The organism is Paenibacillus terrigena DSM 21567, from assembly GCF_000374845.1.
GTDB lineage: Bacteria > Bacillota > Bacilli > Paenibacillales > Paenibacillaceae > Paenibacillus_K > Paenibacillus_K terrigena.
The window spans coordinates 378308-394718 of record NZ_KB895413.1; the positions used below are offsets into that span (position 1 = coordinate 378308).

Genomic DNA, 16411 nt, shown 5'->3' on the forward strand with positions numbered 1-16411 from the left:
TATGAGAGAACTGATAGTTGATTTAGGGGAAAGATCTTATCCGATCTATTTTGGTGAAGGATTGCTCCACCAAGCGGCGCAGTTCTTTACGAAACGTGGCATTACATCGAAGAGTCCAATCATGATCGTAACAGATTCATCGGTAGCGCCTCATTATTTGTCGGTACTCGAAGCTGCTCTTCAATCGGGTGGCTATCGTACGGTTAGCTATATTGTCCCATCGGGAGAGAAGTCGAAGTCGTTGTCTCAACTCGAAGAAATTGTGACCGTGGCGCTCGAAGCAGGGCTGGATCGCTCCTCGACCGTGGTTGCCTTGGGTGGCGGTGTTGTCGGAGATCTTGCAGGATTTGTGGCTGCGTCTTATATGCGCGGCATCAAATTCGTACAGGTGCCAACGACAATCCTTGCACATGACAGCAGTGTTGGCGGCAAAGTTGGTGTGAATCATGCACTTGCGAAGAATATTATCGGCGCATTTCATCAACCGGAGATGGTGCTCTATGATTTGAATACACTTCGCACCCTTCCAGCCCGTGAAGTGGCTTCGGGACTTGCGGAGATGATCAAGCATGGTCTGATCTGGGATGCTGAGTTTGTTGCATGGATCGATGGGCATGTGCAGCATTTGCTGGTGTTGGAACCAGAATCGTTAAGCTATGGATTGTACAAAGGATGCAGTGTAAAAGCGAGCGTCGTTGCTGAGGATGAACGTGAAAACGATTTGCGCGCGATTCTGAACTTAGGGCATACGATCGGTCATGCGCTTGAAGCGGTGTCCGGTTATAATGAGTTGCTGCATGGGGAAGCCATCGCAATTGGTATGGTGGGTTCCGCGCTGATTGCGAAGCACTTAGGATTTGATGCATCGATCCATGAAGAGACGAAGCGGATTTTCACGAAATTTGGCTTGCCGACATCGATCCCTCCGCATTTGAATGTGGAGCAGATCATGGATGCCATGATGCATGATAAGAAGTTCAAAGAAGGTTCGATGGTTTTCGTCGTACCGACTGCGATTGGACAGGTGGAGATTATGAAGGATATCTCTGCGGAACTCGTCCGTCAAGTGGTAATAGAATTGAAGGAGGAAATCTAAGTGATGGTACGCGGCATACGTGGTGCGACGACCGTAACGGCGAATGATGATCAAGAAATTCTGTCCGAGACAATTGTGCTGTTGAATGAAATTGTACGGGTGAACGATTTCGTTCCTGAAGATATTTGCTCTGTGTTTGTGACGATGACGACGGATTTGGATGCTACATTCCCCGCAAGAGCCATTCGGCAAATGAATGGATGGGAGCTTGTCCCTCTCATGTGCTCCATTGAAATACCTGTTAAGGGTGGATTAGAGCGCTGTATCCGACTCATGGTTCAAGTAAATACGACAAAACGTCAAGATGAAGTCCGCCATGTCTACTTGAATGAGGCGAAGCGTCTTCGCCCGGATCTCGTAGAACAGATCTAGCCTATTTGGAACCTGGTCCTTGAGGATCAGGTTTTTTTGTTATTTCAGGATGCATCAGATTTCACCCATTCATTTAAATTCTTGGGAACGGATTGACGGTATTCCTCAGATACGTTATAGTGTTCATATTATGTAAGTGTTTGTGAGCAGAGCCAGAGCAGAGCTAGTTTAGATGAGTTGAGATGAGCAGTGTCCAGTCGAGTTTAGTTATTTTTTGAGATGAGTACATGGGAATAATGTATAGTTATAGTTCTTGTCGTATCATGGCATGGGCTTAGCTTGTATTCCGCATACTCCTGGGCAATTATTATCGAAGTCTAACCAACCTCTACCTTTGGTAGAGGTTTTTTTGTATACCCTGCGGCAAATACCACGAATGTGAGGAGTGAATGGATATGACCAATACGAGTTTAGAACAAGTCATGCAATATGCTGAGAAGTATAACCTCATACCTGTGGTTCGTACGATCATGGCGGATACCGAGACACCCATTCGGATCTTCCAACACTTCTATCAAGAGCCGAGAGCGTTCTTGCTGGAGAGTGTCGAAGGTGGTGTGAAATGGGCAAGGTACTCTTTTATTGGAACAGATCCTTTCCTGATGATTCGTGGTAAGAATGGTTCAATTGAAATCGAGAAGAATGGTCATGTGGAACGGGTGAAAGAGAAGCCCATTGAGACATTGAAAGCTTATCTGCGTTCCTTCCGATCTCCAGCCAATGAGCAAATGCCTCCCTTCACAGGTGGGGCGATCGGGTTCTTCGGATATGACCTGCTGCAATACTATGAGAACTTACCGGCGCATGCTGTCGATGATATGAACATGAATGATATCCAGTTTATGTTCTGCGACCAGGTCATTGCGTTCGATCATATGAAACAACAGATTCAAGTTATGGCTAACATTCATATCCCGGAATTTGCCTTAGATAATGATATTAAGACGCTCTATGAGCAAGCGGTTCGCAAAATCGAATCCATGATGGATCGCTTAAGACAGCCCATTCCACATGCTATGATGAGCAGCCAACCGATTCCAGAACAAGTTGACCTTGGCGACGTCGCCTCGAATATTTCGAAAGAGCAGTATATCGCGAATGTGCACCAAGCCAAAGCGTTGATACGAGCAGGAGATATTTTTCAAGTGGTCTTATCGCAACGCTTCCATTTGGAGACAGAGGTTTCACCGTTGCAGGTGTATAGAGTGCTCAGGACGATGAACCCTTCTCCTTATATGTATTATTTAAAAATGGATGATGAGGTTATTGTAGGTGCGTCACCAGAGGCGCTCGTAAAAGTGAAAGATGGGCGGATCGAGACGAAGCCGATCGCAGGCACGAGACCACGGGGAGCGACACCGGAAGAAGATGAAGCATTGGAAAGCGAACTTCTCTCAGATGAGAAAGAGCGAGCTGAGCACCTCATGCTGGTTGACCTAGGTCGGAATGATATCGGGCGTGTATCCGAGTTTGGAACGGTACGTTGCGACACATACATGGAGATTGAACGTTATTCACATGTGATGCACATTGTCTCGAACGTATCGGGTCAGCTCAGACGAGATAAAGATTTCTTCGATGCGCTGCTCTCCTGTATGCCGGCGGGAACCTTATCTGGTGCACCTAAGATTCGAGCGATGGAGATCATAGCCGAGATGGAGCGGGAATCACGCGGTGCGTATGGGGGGGCAATCGGCTACCTTGGGTTTAACGGCAATATGGATACATGCATTACGATTCGGACGATGATCTTCAAGAACGGCAAGGCTTATGTGCAAGCAGGCGCCGGTATCGTCTGGGATTCTATCCCCGAAAATGAGTACCAAGAGACAGTCAACAAAGCCATGGGCTGTTTGAAAGCCATTCGGATGGCAGAAGCGATTTTCCCGAACCAACGTAAAGATGAAGTTCAATATACGAATTTGGATTATTTCGTAAGAGCATAGCCCGTAGCTGAGATAAGTTTGAGGAGGAGCAGAGATGAGTAGAGAAGATCAGGTTATTATTGATGCGATTGATAAACTGATAAGTGGTCATGATTTAACGCGTGAAGAGGCGCAGGGGATCATGAATGAGATTATGGAAGGGCGTGCGACATCAGCCCAAATCGGCAGCATTCTCACCGCTATGCGGATAAAAGGAGAGACGATTGACGAAATCGCTGGCTTCGCGGAAGTGATGCGGTCCAAATCGAACCGTGTGTTGACAGAACAGCACCAACTGCTTGATACTTGCGGTACAGGCGGCTCAGGAATTCATAAATTTAACATTTCGACGGTATCTGCAATCATCGCTTCAGCGAATGGCGTACGTGTGGCGAAACACGGCAATCGTACGGCATCCGGCCGTGTAGGCAGTGCTGATGTGCTGGAGGCGCTAGGCGTTAACATTCATTTGACGAGTGATGCTGCAGCCCAATGTCTCAATGACATTAACATATGTTTCATGTTCGCTCAGGTCTATCATCCTTCGATGAAGCATGCGGCTGGTCCGCGTCGTGAGCTGGGTGTTAGAACGATCTTTAATATACTCGGTCCACTGACGAACCCGGCAGGTGCTGACCGTCAATTGCTTGGTATCTATGATCGTTCCAAGACGGAGACGATTGGCGGAGTATTGAGTCAACTTGGACTTAAACGAGCGATGGTCGTGTCGAGCTACGATGGACTGGATGAGATTAGTATCTCAGCTCCTACGAGAATTACAGAGCTTCGTAACGGTGACCTACAGACCTATGATATTGATCCGGAGCTGCTGGGACTACGTACTCATTCGCTAGAAGCGGTGATGGGCGGGGATGCAGAGACCAATGCCATGATCATACGGAACATCCTTCAGGGTGAGCAGGGGGCATATCGTGATATTGTGCTTGCGAATGCAGGAGCTTGCATCTATGTGTCAGGACAGACTTCGACAATGCAGGAAGGCGTGAAATTAGCTGGTGATCTGATTGATTCAGGCAGAGCCCTCGCCAAATTAGAACAACTTATTAAGACGACAGGAGAAATCGCATATGTTTCTTGATCGGATCGTAGCAACGAAGAAGTTGGAAGTGGAACAACTAGCGGAATCATTTCAGTTATCGATTGCAGAGCGGCAGATTGCAGCCATGCCGGCATGTTTAGGGTTTGAGAAAGCTTTGTCGACGGGACGTCATCGCGCAATGGGATTAATTGCTGAGGTGAAGAAAGCCTCTCCGTCCAAAGGATTAATTCGTCCGGATTTTCATCCGGTCGCTTTGGCAAAAGGTTATGAAGAAGCGGGAACTGATTGCATTTCTGTACTGACCGATACGCCATATTTTCAAGGAAGCAATGCTTATTTAAGCGCCGTACGGGAAGCGGTAAATGTACCGATACTCCGGAAAGATTTTATTATCGACGAACGTCAAATTTATGAGGCACGCTTAATCGGTGCGGATGCCGTGCTCCTCATAGCTGCGATTCTTACGAAACAGCAGATCAATAGCTATCTTGCAACAGCGAAGTCCATCGGACTCGATGTGTTGGTCGAGGTACATGACCGTGCGGAACTTGAGACGGTACTTGATTTGGGGACAGCAACATTAATCGGGGTAAATAACAGGAATTTGCATACCTTCGCGACGAACATTCGAACGACGGAAGAATTGATTGGACTCATGCCGCAAGGGATTACGAATGTAAGCGAGAGTGGGATCTCAAGCTCAGCCGATATGACATATTTACAGTCTATCGGAGCCCATGCCGTATTGATCGGTGAGCATTTCATGCGTCAGAAATCAGTAGAACAAGCTATCGTTGATCTGATGGGCGAAGTACAATGAAAGGGGCTGCGCTCATGAATGTAGAACAACTCGTCCAAGTTCCCACCGTGAAAATTTGTGGACTTCAAAGCGTTGAAGTGCTAAAATCGATGATACACTTACCTATCGATCAAATTGGATTTGTATTCGCGAGAAGTAAACGACGAGTTAGTCTCGAGCAGGCCGCCCAGATGATCGCCTATATGCGTGAGCAGAATATGTCTAGACCCTTAGCGGTTGGCGTGTTCGTGAACCCCGATCTGCATGAAGTCGTGGAATTATTACGTACGGTTCCGCTGGATGTCGTGCAACTGCACGGACAAGAAAGCCCCGAGTTCTGCAAGGCATTGAAAGATAATTGCAATGTTCAAATTTATAAAACACATTCGATGAAATTAGATCAGGAGGATGACCAAGGAGCTGAAGCATGGGATGCCTACCGAGGTGTCGTCGATGCTTTTCTCCTGGATAGTTACGATCCTGTATATATTGGTGGATCCGGCAAGACCTTTAATTGGGAACTAATTGCTCCTTACCAAGCGTGGGCGAGAGCAGCAGGTATTAAATTGATCGTTGCAGGCGGGCTAGACCCAGATAATGTTCGGCGATTAATCGTAGAACGAGCGCCAGACGGGGTAGATGTATCCAGCGGCGTAGAGACGGATGGCGTGAAAGATATCGCGAAAGTGACAGCATTTGTAGAAAGGGTGAAGTTACAATGAACCAGGTACCAGATCAGAATGGACGTTTCGGTGAATTCGGAGGGAGATTCGTTCCTGAGACATTGATGAACGCATTATTAGAATTGGAAGCAGCTTATCATCAATATACGCAAGATCCAACATTTATCGAAGAGTTAAATTATTTGCTTAAGCAGTATTCCGGCAGACAGACACCACTCTATTATGCAGAGCGTTTATCTTCGCATTTAGGCGGAGCTAAAGTCTATCTGAAACGCGAAGATCTGAATCATACGGGAGCACATAAAATCAACAATACGATTGCACAGGCACTGCTCGCCAAACGCATGGGTAAGACGAAAGTAATTGCAGAGACAGGCGCAGGGCAGCATGGGGTAGCTACGGCAACGGTCGCAGCACTGCTTGGACTTGAGTGTAAAGTGTTTATGGGTGAAGAAGATACGAAACGTCAGCAATTAAATGTTTTCCGTATGAAATTACTCGGCTCAGAAGTGATTTCTGTGACATCCGGCTCGAAAACATTGAAGGATGCAGGAAATGAAGCGTTAAGATACTGGGTTAGTAACGTGCAGGATACCTTCTACATCCTCGGTTCTGTTGTAGGTCCGCATCCATATCCAATGATGGTTCGGGATTTCCAACGTGTCATTGGGGATGAGGCGAGAGCACAGATCCTGGAGGCGGAAGGACGTCTGCCGGATGCGATTGTGGCTGCGGTTGGCGGCGGCAGTAATGCGATGGGAATTTTTTATCCGTTCGTGCAAGACGAATCCGTTCGATTGATCGGCGTTGAAGCTGCAGGCCGAGGCGTGAACACAGAGTTTCATGCCGCAACGATGACAAAAGGATCCAAGGGTGTCTTCCAAGGTTCGATGAGTTATCTACTACAAGATGAATATGGACAAGTTATCGAAGCCCATTCCATTTCAGCGGGGTTGGATTACCCAGGCGTTGGACCTGAACATTCCTATCTCAAAGATACAGGAAGAGCTGAATATGTTCCAATTCGCGATGATGAAGCATTAGAGGCTCTGCAATTATTATGTCGGACGGAAGGTATTATTCCGGCACTAGAGTCAGCGCATGCGATCGCTCAGGTTGTTAAGGTCGCTCCGACGATGGGTAAGGATGAGATTATTGTCGTGTCTCTATCTGGGCGCGGTGATAAGGATGTTGAATCCATCATGAAATACTTGGGAGGTAGCGCGGATGCAAACGAATCGCATTGATCAATCATTTGAGAAGCTGCGGGCGGCAGGAGAAACAGCACTTATTCCTTTCTTAACGATCGGGGACCCCGATATCCCAACTTCGATTCAAATTATTAAGGAGCTGGAAGCAGCAGGGGCACATATGGTAGAGCTAGGAGTTCCTTATTCAGATCCTCTTGCGGATGGACCGGTTATTCAACGTGCATCGTCCCGAGCATTGAAACATCGGATTACCATTCTGGATTGTATTCATGTTGCGAGGGAAGCTAGAGAGCAGGGTGTAAATTTACCCTTCATTTTGTTCACTTACTATAATCCGGTGCTTCAATTAGGTCTAGAGCGGTTCTTCGAGTTGCTTGCTGAGAACGATATCAGCGGCATTATTATTCCGGATTTGCCCGTAGAAGAAGATCATCATGTCCGTGAATTGGCTGTTAAGACGAATATTCACTTAATTCCGCTCGTTGCACCGACATCGCAAGATCGGATTGAACGCATTGTTCGTAATGCTGGCGGGTTCATTTATTGTGTATCCTCACTTGGGGTTACGGGTGAGCGTTCGTCCTTCCATGAAGGGATCGAATCCTTTATTCAATCTGTGAAGGCAGCGTCGAACCTGCCTGTTGCTGTTGGCTTCGGAATTTCAAGTAATGAACAGTTCCGTATGTTCTCACAAATGTGTGATGGTGTCGTCGTAGGAAGCGCCATTGTGCGGAAAATTGAAGATGAGCTGCCGAACCTTGGTTCACCGTCGACAAGGAATGCAGCGTTCTTGCATATCCAAGATTTTGTGCGACAATTAAAGGCATAAATTTGAAAGGATGATTACGATGCAGCCTAAATCAAATATAGTAAATTTACCGGTGTACCAACCGGGTAAACCCATTGAAGATGTGAAGCGGGAGTTAGGCTTGGCGGAAGTGATCAAGCTGGCGTCCAACGAGAACCCATTCGGTTGCTCAGAGAAGGCGAAGCAAGCAATCGCGAATGAACTATCGCAAGTAAGTATTTATCCGGATGGCTTTGCCGTAGAATTATCCGCAGCGATAGCGGCGCATTTCAATGTGAACCCGAATCAGTTGGTGTACGGTGCAGGTTCGGATGAGATCATTCTTATGATTGCCCGCGCATTTATCGTTCCGGGTGACGAGACGATTATGGCGGACCAGACGTTCCCGCAGTATAAGCATAATACGGATATTGAGGGCGCCGTATGTATTCAGGTCCCACTTATTGATGGAAAGCATGATCTCCCTGGCATGTTAGCTCGGATCACAGAGAAGACGAAGGTTGTCTGGGTCTGCAATCCGAATAACCCGACAGGTACAATTGTATCCAAGGAAGAGTTAGTCACATTCCTGAATCAAGTGCCGAAGCATGTGTTGGTTGTACTTGACGAAGCCTACTGTGAATATGTGACAGATCCGTCTTTCCCAGATGGTCTTGAACTCTTGCCGCACTATGAGAACCTCATTACATTGCGTACGTTCTCCAAAATTTATGGCCTAGCTTCCTTACGGATCGGCTATGGAATCGGACATCCTGAGGTTGTGAAGCTGATTAATCAGGTTCGTGAACCCTTTAATACATCGCGTTTCGCTCAAGCTGCTGCTCTTGCTGCACTTGGTGACCAAGATTTCATTCGGCAGTGCCGTGATTCGAATGCTGCAGGAATTGCTTATCTGCAAGCAGAATTCGCTCGTCTTGGACTGTCGTCGTTCCCTGCACACGGGAATTTCGTTATGTTCGATGTACAGCGTCCTGCCATGACCGTCTTCAACGAGTTGATGCGTAAAGGGATCATTGTTCGTGCAGGGCATAAATATTATCCAACCTATATTCGCGTGACTGTAGGCAGTGAAGAACAGAATCGCAAATTTATTCAAGCACTAGAAGAAGTATTGCAGGAAGTTGCTGTAGAAGCATAGATTTCCTAGAATCTTTAGCGTGACTATATTTCATAAAAGAAGTGAACTGACATGTCGATCAAAATTGCAATTTACGGTGTAGGACTGATCGGTGGATCTCTGGCCTTGTGTTTCAAAGGCAAGCCAGGGATCACGGTGATTGGTCACTCCAATAACCCCAAATCAGCTCAGAAATATTTAGACCGCCATGTCGTCGATATAGCGACGACGTCGTTTGAAGAGGCGGCGCTGGATGCTGATTTTATTTTCATCTGTGTCCCTGTAGGTAATCTCGAAGAGTATTTGCGGCGGTTAAGCGAGCTGCCACTCAAGTCAGGCTGCGTTATCACGGATGTCGGCAGTACCAAGGCTTCCATTGCCACATGCGCGCGGCGGACTGATTGGAGCAGCATGGGTGTCACCTTCATCGGCGGCCATCCCATGGCAGGTTCGGAACGATCCGGCGTTGAGGCGGCTTCAACCTTATTGTTCGAGAATGCGTATTATGTGCTCACACCAGAAGAAGATGTCGAAGAAGAGGCTTACCATCGCCTAGAAGAACTTCTGAAATATACGAGAGCTCAAATTGTACGGGTAGATCCGAAGCTTCATGATGATATTGTCGGTGCGATCAGTCATTTACCGCATCTTATTGCGGTTGCGCTCGTGAATCAAGTTCGACAATACAATGACACCAACCCGTTATATCAGAGTCTGGCGGCTGGTGGTTTTCGTGATATCACACGCATAGCGAACAGTGATCCGTATATATGGCGTGATATTCTACTCAACAATAAGAATGTCTTGCTTGGGTTGTTGAAGGATTGGAACGATCAAGTGGCGTCCTTTATCGATATTCTGAATCGTGAAGATGGGGAGGGGATCATTCAGGAGTTCACGCAAGCGGGAGCCTTCCGCAGTCAGCTGCCTGAACGACGCAAGGGAATGATCACTTCGCTGTATGACGTCTATGTTGATGTGCCGGATGAGCCGGGTGTGATTGGTCATATAGCGACTGAGCTCGGGAATCAACACTTGAACCTCAGCAATCTGCAGATTATCGAGAGCCGTGAAGATGTTCCGGGCGTGCTCCGTTTGTCGTTCCGCAATGAGAAGGATTGGGACCGTGCTCAGCAGGTTTTGCCAATACTAGGCTTCACAGTATACGTCTAAATTTTTGAAGAAGTATTTTTTTGGCAAAAGTATGTTGACAAAATGAAAACGGATACATATAATAAAAGTACAGTATGGTTTCTCTCCACTCCTATCCAAATAATTGCACTTTGTGCAACCGCCTACAAGTTAGGCGGTCTTTTTTTTGTTCATTTACATAATTGATGTGATAAATTGCGATATCCGTGGTTTATTGGTTATATTTAATGCCTTTACATTGTGCGATATTTAAGATAACCTGTTGACTTACCCATAGCCATCATAGCTAATAGGTATCCGCGATTTTAACTCAGATCATGACCTTTATCTACGTCTTATAACCATCTTATGTATTTACTTCCATTGTCGCGGCTTTTTAGGTCATATCACGCAATAGTTACTATTTTTTCATCGAATGACGTGCAATTCTTAAAAAATCTTTATCTTTGAATAGGATAAGATATGATACAATAAAATTTAGGTATCTTACCCTAATATCTGGATTAAATTATCAAAAACGTAAATAAAAGTGCGGATTTCGAATAAAGTGATGAATGCACCGCAACTTTTTATACTCAGTTCGGTATAACTATGTAACGAGCTGGGATGTTCTTGGAAAGGCAAGGAGGGTCGTATTTCATGACCGATTCCCAGATTATTCGTGAAATTAAAGAGGGGAACGTCGAGCTCTATGCAGAGCTAATGAGGCGTTACCAACGCAAGATTGTTGCATTTATTTTTCATATGCTCAAAAGCGCGCAAATGGAATTGCTAGCTGAGGATTTATGTTCCGAGACGTTCTACAAGGCTTTTCGCAGCCTGCATTCGTTTCGTGAGGTGGATGCTTCTTTTTCGACATGGTTGTATACAATTGCTCGAAATACGGTACTAAGTGAATTGCGCAAGCAGAAGGCTGCGAGTATATCTCTAGATGAGAGCGGGTATGTGCCTGTTGCGTCCAGTGATATTGTTCCAGAGCAAGAGGTGCTGCGCAGTGAGAAAGTTAGCTTAGTCCGCGAGGCGATTAACAATCTTCCAGAGAAGCAGAGATCGGCCCTAATATTAAGAGAATACGATCAGATGGATTATCAAGAAATCGCTAATATTCTCGGGCAAACGGTGAGTTCCGTTAAATCCTTGTTATTTCGTGCACGAGCAAGTGTGAAGAATCAATTGGAACCCTATTTTGCTGAACCGATTTACGAGGAATATGAAGGGATGAAATCCAGATGAAGTGCGAAGAAGTCCAAGAATTGTTAGGGGAGTATTGGGATTTGCCTGAGGATGATGCTGTTCGTCTCCATGTAGACCGACATCTTGAACATTGTGTGGATTGTACTCAGCAATTCAGAATATGGGAAGAAAGCCAGACGCTGATTCAAGAATTTACGGCGCCCGTTGACACAATCTATGGAGCCGATATGGATTTAAGCAGAAATGTTATGGAGCGAATTTATACAGAGTCAGATTGGCTGATGCCTGTCTCGAGTCGAAGTTACTCGTTCTCAATGAAGCTAAGACGGAATGCAACGGCATGTATTGCTGGATTTATGGCTATATTCCTATGTAGTTTTCTATATTTAATGATTGCTGGCGGGCCATCGGATACAGACCAACTGAATCAGATTAATGCGCTCGTTGGTGGAGATATGAACATTTCAACCAATTTTAATTTGAGTCAAATTGCAGTAGCTTACGCCGGCGATCCGCCGATCCTAGAAGTTGTGCCTACATATCCGCATTATTGGATCGCTCTCTCATTGTTAGGAATTACTTTTTCCTTGCTGCTCTTGAACTGGTTAGCAAGAGTCAGAAAATAGGAATTCTTAGGACGACATATGCAAATAATCAATTTGTTTATATAGATATAGATTCAAGATCAGTTTAACAGCTGATTATTGATAAACTGTATAAGGGAGACGGAGATCTTGTTAATTGGCTTAATACGACACGGTCAGACCGACTGGAATTTAATTGGGAAAATACAAGGCCGGACCGATATTCCGCTGAACGAGAACGGAAGAAATCAAGCGAAATTACTGGCGGATCGACTCTCACAGGATACGTATACATGGGATTATGTCATCTCCAGTGGGTTGCAACGTGCAGAAGAGACGGCATCGATTATCGCCAAGTCATTGAATATTCCTTTACTTCCTCCGGATGGACGACTAATAGAGCGTTCCTATGGACAAGTTGAAGGGACAACGCAAGAAGAACGTGTTGCGCGTTGGGGAGACCAATGGCGGGACCAGGATCTTGGTCAAGAGACGAATGATGAGGTACGTGCTCGGGCGATGCAATTCCTGCAGGATATGAGCGGACAGCATTCGAATTCGAACATCCTCATGGTAAGTCACGGTAGTTTTCTTGCGCAGTTGTATCTCGCGCTCTTCCAAGAACGATTCCAAGAGAATATTAAGAATCTTTCCTTTACCGTACTGGAGAAGAGAGATCTTCAGTGGAGTCCAATCCTTTATAATTGCACGCGACATTTAGAAGAGACGAACGTCTAGCTCATGAGGAGCTGGACGTTTTTTTACGTTCTAGGGAATAAAATTCGATAAAAACCCCATAATGGTATGTAAAAGACCCTGTTTTACACGGAACATGAACCGTAGTTAGCGACCGACCGGAGGAACCCGAATGAATTTTGCAGACATGCTTAGTTATGCTGATATTCATCAACTCACGAGAATTGCACAACACTACCAATGCGAATGCAATGAGAACTCGAAGAATGAGCTAATCCAGTCCATTCTTTCCACCGTCAGCCGTAAGGACATCTTTGAGGATCATGTAACACGGCTAAATATAGAAGACTTGCGATTTTTGAATTCTATTCTGTTCGATCATCGCGAGACATTAAGTCTAGAAGAGCTGGTCGCCTATGTTCAGCAGACGAAATTCGATCTACCTGACGCGATACTTTCGTCGAATCCGAGGGATACCATTGTGAAATTTAAGTATTTAGGATGGCTATTTAACGGCTTCTCTCAACAGACGCGTTATTTGTTCCAAGTTCCTCTAGATCTTAAAGACCGCTTCCGCTCGGTTCTGGAACGTAAATTTCAGTCCGAGCTGCATTATACCTCTGAACCACCCGTCTATCGGGATGAGCAGATGCTGATTGTTGAAGATTTGCATTTACTGCTTAAATTCGTACATAACCATACGATCCCATTAAACGGAGAGGGCGTCATGTACCGGAGAAGTCAACAGCAATTGCTTGAGAGTCTCTCGGTAACAGAATCACTCGTCGGTAAAGGAGGATGGCGATTCGGTTACGGTCTAAGGTTTAAGGAATATCCCAATCGATTGTCATTTCTGTACGACTATGCGATTTACCAAGGGTTGCTGGAAGAGCGGGAGGAGCGCTTAATTCTGACTTCGGCCGGTCAAGATATGCTTGCACTCGGGAAGAAGGAACTGCTCACGAATATGTATCGATTCTGGCTCCGTCTCTATAAAAATGCTATTCCCAATTTGCTATCACTTGTCCATTGGATTGAGAGTTGTACTCGGGAATGGGTAACTGTACAATCCTTACAGCAAGTTATTGGACCGTTCATTAAGCCGTTCTATTATGACGATGCTGCTTCGATTATGGAACAGCGAATTCTGCGAATGATGATGCATCTGGGGCTGCTTCGATTCGGTGAGGATGAATCAAATGGCCAGATGGTCCAGATGACAACAATGGGAAGAGCTGTTGTACAAGGGGTTTACGTTCCCCATGAAGATAAAATTGTGCTGCCATCACATTTATAAGATTGTGTATCGCTTAGGCGAGAGTACATTCAAAGCAATGGGGGGCGAATGCACTAAACGGTCGTGGAAACGCTGAATATGCTTTATTAAGGGCAGTTGGTCGTGCCACCCGGTAAACGAATTTTCTGCCTATACTCTTTCTCTAGGTTCACCCGCCAAGGTCGTCCAAAAATGGCAGATGATGATTGGGCATAAGCGTCGAACAATGGAAAGATGCGGTGAGAGGAAAGGAATATAGGATCTCTTGGACGTAAGTGTGGAGGTGTATCCTATGGATAAAATGAAAGTTACTTATGAAGCGATGTTAAGTTTAACAGCTGAAATGGTGCTTGATGAGGCACTGCGCAAATATCGAACTGAACAAATTTATCTGGAGATTGACAAAGCTTTGGCAACCGGGGATCGGATCTCCTTCCGCATACTGACGGATGAGCTGAAATCCATGAATTGAAGAGTCGCGCCAGCGGCTCTTTATTTTTGTTAGAACTTCTATGCTAAAAATTTTATGAAGATCTGAATGGTCTATCTTGTCCCTGGGAAAATTATGTTTATAATGGATGGGAGAGGAGTGATACCATGAAATTTAGTGAAATAGCAAGCGATCAATGGGAAGAATTGCAGCCGTATCTTGACACCTGCCTCCTCCCTGTCACAGGATTAACCGGTAAGGAATCGCCATATGAAGCAACATTGGCATTAGAGCAGCTAAGGGATTGGATGGACGAGGTAGAAGTTCCGTTCAAAGGACGGATGGTAACTTATCCTGCTTTCCATTATGCTGAAGAGAAAGATTGTGAAAGAGTCAATGCATTTTGTCAACATCTCAAAGAAGGTGGATTTACCTACGTAGTTCTGATCTCAGCGCAATTATCTCTCACGGAAGCAATGGTTAAGAATGCTGATCTGGCGCTGTCTCCAGCCACTGTAAACCCATCCGAGGAAGAGAATATTAGCCATATCATGACCCGCAAAATCCAGCAACTTTGGCACAAAAATGTCTAGACTAATTGTGACAAATTCGCAACATTTACCTGTGGCTTTCCGTGAACTTCCTAGAAATGTATTGGTAAATTCTTGACGCTATACAGGTCCTAAGATATTATAATTATGTCCTAGTTAGTGTGTGATTTTATTCATTGAAACGTAAGGAACTATGGTTGGCAAAGGGGGTTGAACACAGAATGAGTAACCATAATGAACATGAGAAGAAGGGGAACGCAAGAAAGGAGATGACACGTCGTCAATTTCTTGCGTATACACTTGGGGGTACGACGGCATTTATGGCTGGCGGTGTAGCAATTCCGATGATTCGTTTTGCCGTAAATCCGTTATTGGAAAAGAAAGAAAAAGGGTCGTTCATTAAGGTTATCGAAGAAACCAAAATAACGAATGAACCTCAAGAATTCTCTTTCCAAAGACACCAAGTTGATGGTTGGTACGAAAGCGATGCCAAATTATCTGCTTACATATCTAAAAGTGAGGACGGTAAGATTTTTGCATTGTCCCCGATTTGTCAGCATCTAGGCTGTACGATTGGTTGGAACAATGATAAGAATTTCCCGAATGAGTACCACTGTCCTTGTCACGGGGCTCACTACACCAAAGACGGCAAGAACTTGGCTGTTGCACCTCGTCCGCTAAAAGAGTATCAGATGAAAATCGAGAACGGTTTCATCTACTTGGGCGATTTGATGGATAACACAAGAGTTAAATAAGGAGGCGTAAAATCAGATGGCTAAAGGTATCTACAACTGGATAGATGAACGTCTTGATATTACGCCGATGTGGAGAGACGTTGCAGATCACGAGGTTCCTGAACACGTTAACCCTGCGCATCACTTCTCCGCATTTGTATACTGTTTTGGCGGATTGACGTTCTTTATCACTGTAATTCAAATTTTGTCCGGTATGTTCCTGACGATGTACTATGTTCCGGACATAATTAATGCCTATGCGAGCGTTGAGTTCTTGCAGACCAAAGTCGCATTTGGTCAAATCGTTCGCGGGATGCACCACTGGGGTGCGAGTCTTGTTATCGTAATGATGTTCTTACATACGCTCCGCGTATTCTTTACAGGATCTTACAAAGCGCCTCGCGAAATGAACTGGGTAGTTGGCGTATTGATCCTTTTCGTAATGCTCGGACTTGGTTTCACAGGGTATTTGTTACCATGGGACAACAAAGCATACTTCGCAACAAAAGTAGGTATGCAAATTGCGGATTCCGTACCGGTCATTGGTCCGTACGTAAAAGAATTCCTGCAAGGGGGAACAATCGTCGGAGCACAGACGTTGACGAGATTCTTCGCTTTGCACGTCTTCTTCTTACCGGCTGGACTCCTTGCACTCTTAGGCGGACACTTCTTCATGATTCGTAAACAAGGGATCTCGGGACCACTATAAGAGAGGAGGAAGCA

General features: G+C 45.5%; 18 protein-coding genes. All 18 read left to right on the forward strand.

Features of this window, described 5'->3' with window-relative positions:
• Position 1 precedes the first annotated feature (1 nt).
• The 18 genes from aroB to qcrB all read left to right on the forward strand — a co-directional run bounded on the left by aroB (position 2) and on the right by qcrB (position 16397).
• Positions 2–1096 carry a 3-dehydroquinate synthase gene (gene aroB, locus C558_RS0105905; RefSeq protein WP_018755322.1) on the forward strand — a complete coding sequence of 365 codons (1095 nt, stop codon included), beginning with the start codon at positions 2–4 and terminating at the stop codon, positions 1094–1096.
• Positions 1097–1468, forward strand: coding sequence for a chorismate mutase (gene aroH, locus C558_RS0105910; protein ID WP_018755323.1), 372 nt, complete (start codon positions 1097–1099; stop codon positions 1466–1468).
• A gap of 395 nt (positions 1469–1863) precedes the next feature.
• Positions 1864–3414: an anthranilate synthase component I gene (gene trpE / locus C558_RS0105915; RefSeq protein WP_018755324.1), complete on the forward strand. Its 1551-nt coding sequence runs from the start codon at positions 1864–1866 to the stop codon at positions 3412–3414.
• Positions 3415–3448: 34 nt separating this feature from the next.
• Entirely contained in the window at positions 3449–4492 is a 1044-nt protein-coding gene (trpD, locus tag C558_RS0105920) for an anthranilate phosphoribosyltransferase (protein WP_018755325.1), read from the forward strand.
• A complete protein-coding gene (gene trpC, locus C558_RS0105925) occupies positions 4482–5273 on the forward strand; it encodes an indole-3-glycerol phosphate synthase TrpC (RefSeq protein ID WP_018755326.1) in 792 nt (263 codons plus the stop codon). The genes trpD and trpC overlap by 11 nt, the downstream gene beginning before the upstream one ends.
• A gap of 14 nt (positions 5274–5287) precedes the next feature.
• Complete coding sequence (locus C558_RS0105930) at positions 5288–5974, forward strand: phosphoribosylanthranilate isomerase (protein ID WP_026263750.1); 687 nt, start codon at positions 5288–5290, stop codon at positions 5972–5974.
• The gene (gene trpB, locus C558_RS0105935; protein ID WP_018755328.1) at positions 5971–7182 is read left to right on the forward strand and encodes a tryptophan synthase subunit beta; all 1212 of its coding nucleotides are present in this window, start codon (positions 5971–5973) and stop codon (positions 7180–7182) included. Before C558_RS0105930 ends, trpB begins: the two co-directional genes overlap by 4 nt.
• A complete protein-coding gene (gene trpA / locus C558_RS0105940; protein ID WP_018755329.1) occupies positions 7163–7975 on the forward strand; it encodes a tryptophan synthase subunit alpha in 813 nt (270 codons plus the stop codon). The genes trpB and trpA overlap by 20 nt, the downstream gene beginning before the upstream one ends.
• Before the next feature lie 19 nt (positions 7976–7994).
• Entirely contained in the window at positions 7995–9092 is a 1098-nt protein-coding gene (hisC, locus tag C558_RS0105945; RefSeq protein ID WP_018755330.1) for a histidinol-phosphate transaminase, read from the forward strand.
• 51 nt (positions 9093–9143) lie between these two features.
• On the forward strand, positions 9144–10244 hold the full coding sequence (locus tag C558_RS0105950; RefSeq protein ID WP_018755331.1) for a prephenate dehydrogenase: 1101 nt from the start codon (positions 9144–9146) through the stop codon (positions 10242–10244).
• Positions 10245–10862: 618 nt separating this feature from the next.
• Positions 10863–11456 carry an RNA polymerase sigma factor gene (locus C558_RS0105955; protein WP_018755332.1) on the forward strand — a complete coding sequence of 198 codons (594 nt, stop codon included), beginning with the start codon at positions 10863–10865 and terminating at the stop codon, positions 11454–11456.
• Positions 11453–12043 (forward strand): anti-sigma factor family protein, encoded by a 591-nt coding sequence (locus tag C558_RS0105960; protein WP_018755333.1) that lies wholly within the window; start codon positions 11453–11455, stop codon positions 12041–12043. Before C558_RS0105955 ends, C558_RS0105960 begins: the two co-directional genes overlap by 4 nt.
• Before the next feature lie 108 nt (positions 12044–12151).
• Positions 12152–12739 (forward strand): histidine phosphatase family protein, encoded by a 588-nt coding sequence (locus C558_RS0105965; protein ID WP_018755334.1) that lies wholly within the window; start codon positions 12152–12154, stop codon positions 12737–12739.
• 130 nt (positions 12740–12869) lie between these two features.
• Positions 12870–13994, forward strand: a complete 1125-nt coding sequence (locus C558_RS0105970; protein WP_018755335.1) for a hypothetical protein — start codon at positions 12870–12872, stop codon at positions 13992–13994.
• Positions 13995–14265: 271 nt separating this feature from the next.
• Entirely contained in the window at positions 14266–14445 is a 180-nt protein-coding gene (locus C558_RS0105975) for an IDEAL domain-containing protein (RefSeq protein ID WP_018755336.1), read from the forward strand.
• Between the two features lie 125 nt (positions 14446–14570).
• On the forward strand, positions 14571–14996 hold the full coding sequence (locus tag C558_RS0105980) for a DUF2487 family protein (protein ID WP_018755337.1): 426 nt from the start codon (positions 14571–14573) through the stop codon (positions 14994–14996).
• 179 nt (positions 14997–15175) lie between these two features.
• Positions 15176–15709 carry a Rieske (2Fe-2S) protein gene (locus C558_RS0105985; protein WP_018755338.1) on the forward strand — a complete coding sequence of 178 codons (534 nt, stop codon included), beginning with the start codon at positions 15176–15178 and terminating at the stop codon, positions 15707–15709.
• Between the two features lie 16 nt (positions 15710–15725).
• Entirely contained in the window at positions 15726–16397 is a 672-nt protein-coding gene (gene qcrB / locus C558_RS0105990) for a menaquinol-cytochrome c reductase cytochrome b subunit (RefSeq protein WP_018755339.1), read from the forward strand.
• Positions 16398–16411: the final 14 nt, after the last annotated feature.

Coding starts and splice junctions, on each gene's coding strand:
- trpA (WP_018755329.1), top strand. CDS start 7,163: ATGCAAACGAATCGCATTGATCAATCATTTGAGAAGCTGCGGGCGGCA.
- trpB (WP_018755328.1), top strand. CDS start 5,971: ATGAACCAGGTACCAGATCAGAATGGACGTTTCGGTGAATTCGGAGGG.
- hisC (WP_018755330.1), top strand. CDS start 7,995: ATGCAGCCTAAATCAAATATAGTAAATTTACCGGTGTACCAACCGGGT.
- C558_RS0105960 (WP_018755333.1), top strand. CDS start 11,453: ATGAAGTGCGAAGAAGTCCAAGAATTGTTAGGGGAGTATTGGGATTTG.
- C558_RS0105930 (WP_026263750.1), top strand. CDS start 5,288: ATGAATGTAGAACAACTCGTCCAAGTTCCCACCGTGAAAATTTGTGGA.
- C558_RS0105975 (WP_018755336.1), top strand. CDS start 14,266: ATGGATAAAATGAAAGTTACTTATGAAGCGATGTTAAGTTTAACAGCT.
- aroB (WP_018755322.1), top strand. CDS start 2: ATGAGAGAACTGATAGTTGATTTAGGGGAAAGATCTTATCCGATCTAT.
- qcrB (WP_018755339.1), top strand. CDS start 15,726: ATGGCTAAAGGTATCTACAACTGGATAGATGAACGTCTTGATATTACG.
- trpE (WP_018755324.1), top strand. CDS start 1,864: ATGACCAATACGAGTTTAGAACAAGTCATGCAATATGCTGAGAAGTAT.
- C558_RS0105950 (WP_018755331.1), top strand. CDS start 9,144: ATGTCGATCAAAATTGCAATTTACGGTGTAGGACTGATCGGTGGATCT.
- C558_RS0105980 (WP_018755337.1), top strand. CDS start 14,571: ATGAAATTTAGTGAAATAGCAAGCGATCAATGGGAAGAATTGCAGCCG.
- C558_RS0105955 (WP_018755332.1), top strand. CDS start 10,863: ATGACCGATTCCCAGATTATTCGTGAAATTAAAGAGGGGAACGTCGAG.
- trpD (WP_018755325.1), top strand. CDS start 3,449: ATGAGTAGAGAAGATCAGGTTATTATTGATGCGATTGATAAACTGATA.
- C558_RS0105970 (WP_018755335.1), top strand. CDS start 12,870: ATGAATTTTGCAGACATGCTTAGTTATGCTGATATTCATCAACTCACG.
- trpC (WP_018755326.1), top strand. CDS start 4,482: ATGTTTCTTGATCGGATCGTAGCAACGAAGAAGTTGGAAGTGGAACAA.
- C558_RS0105985 (WP_018755338.1), top strand. CDS start 15,176: ATGAGTAACCATAATGAACATGAGAAGAAGGGGAACGCAAGAAAGGAG.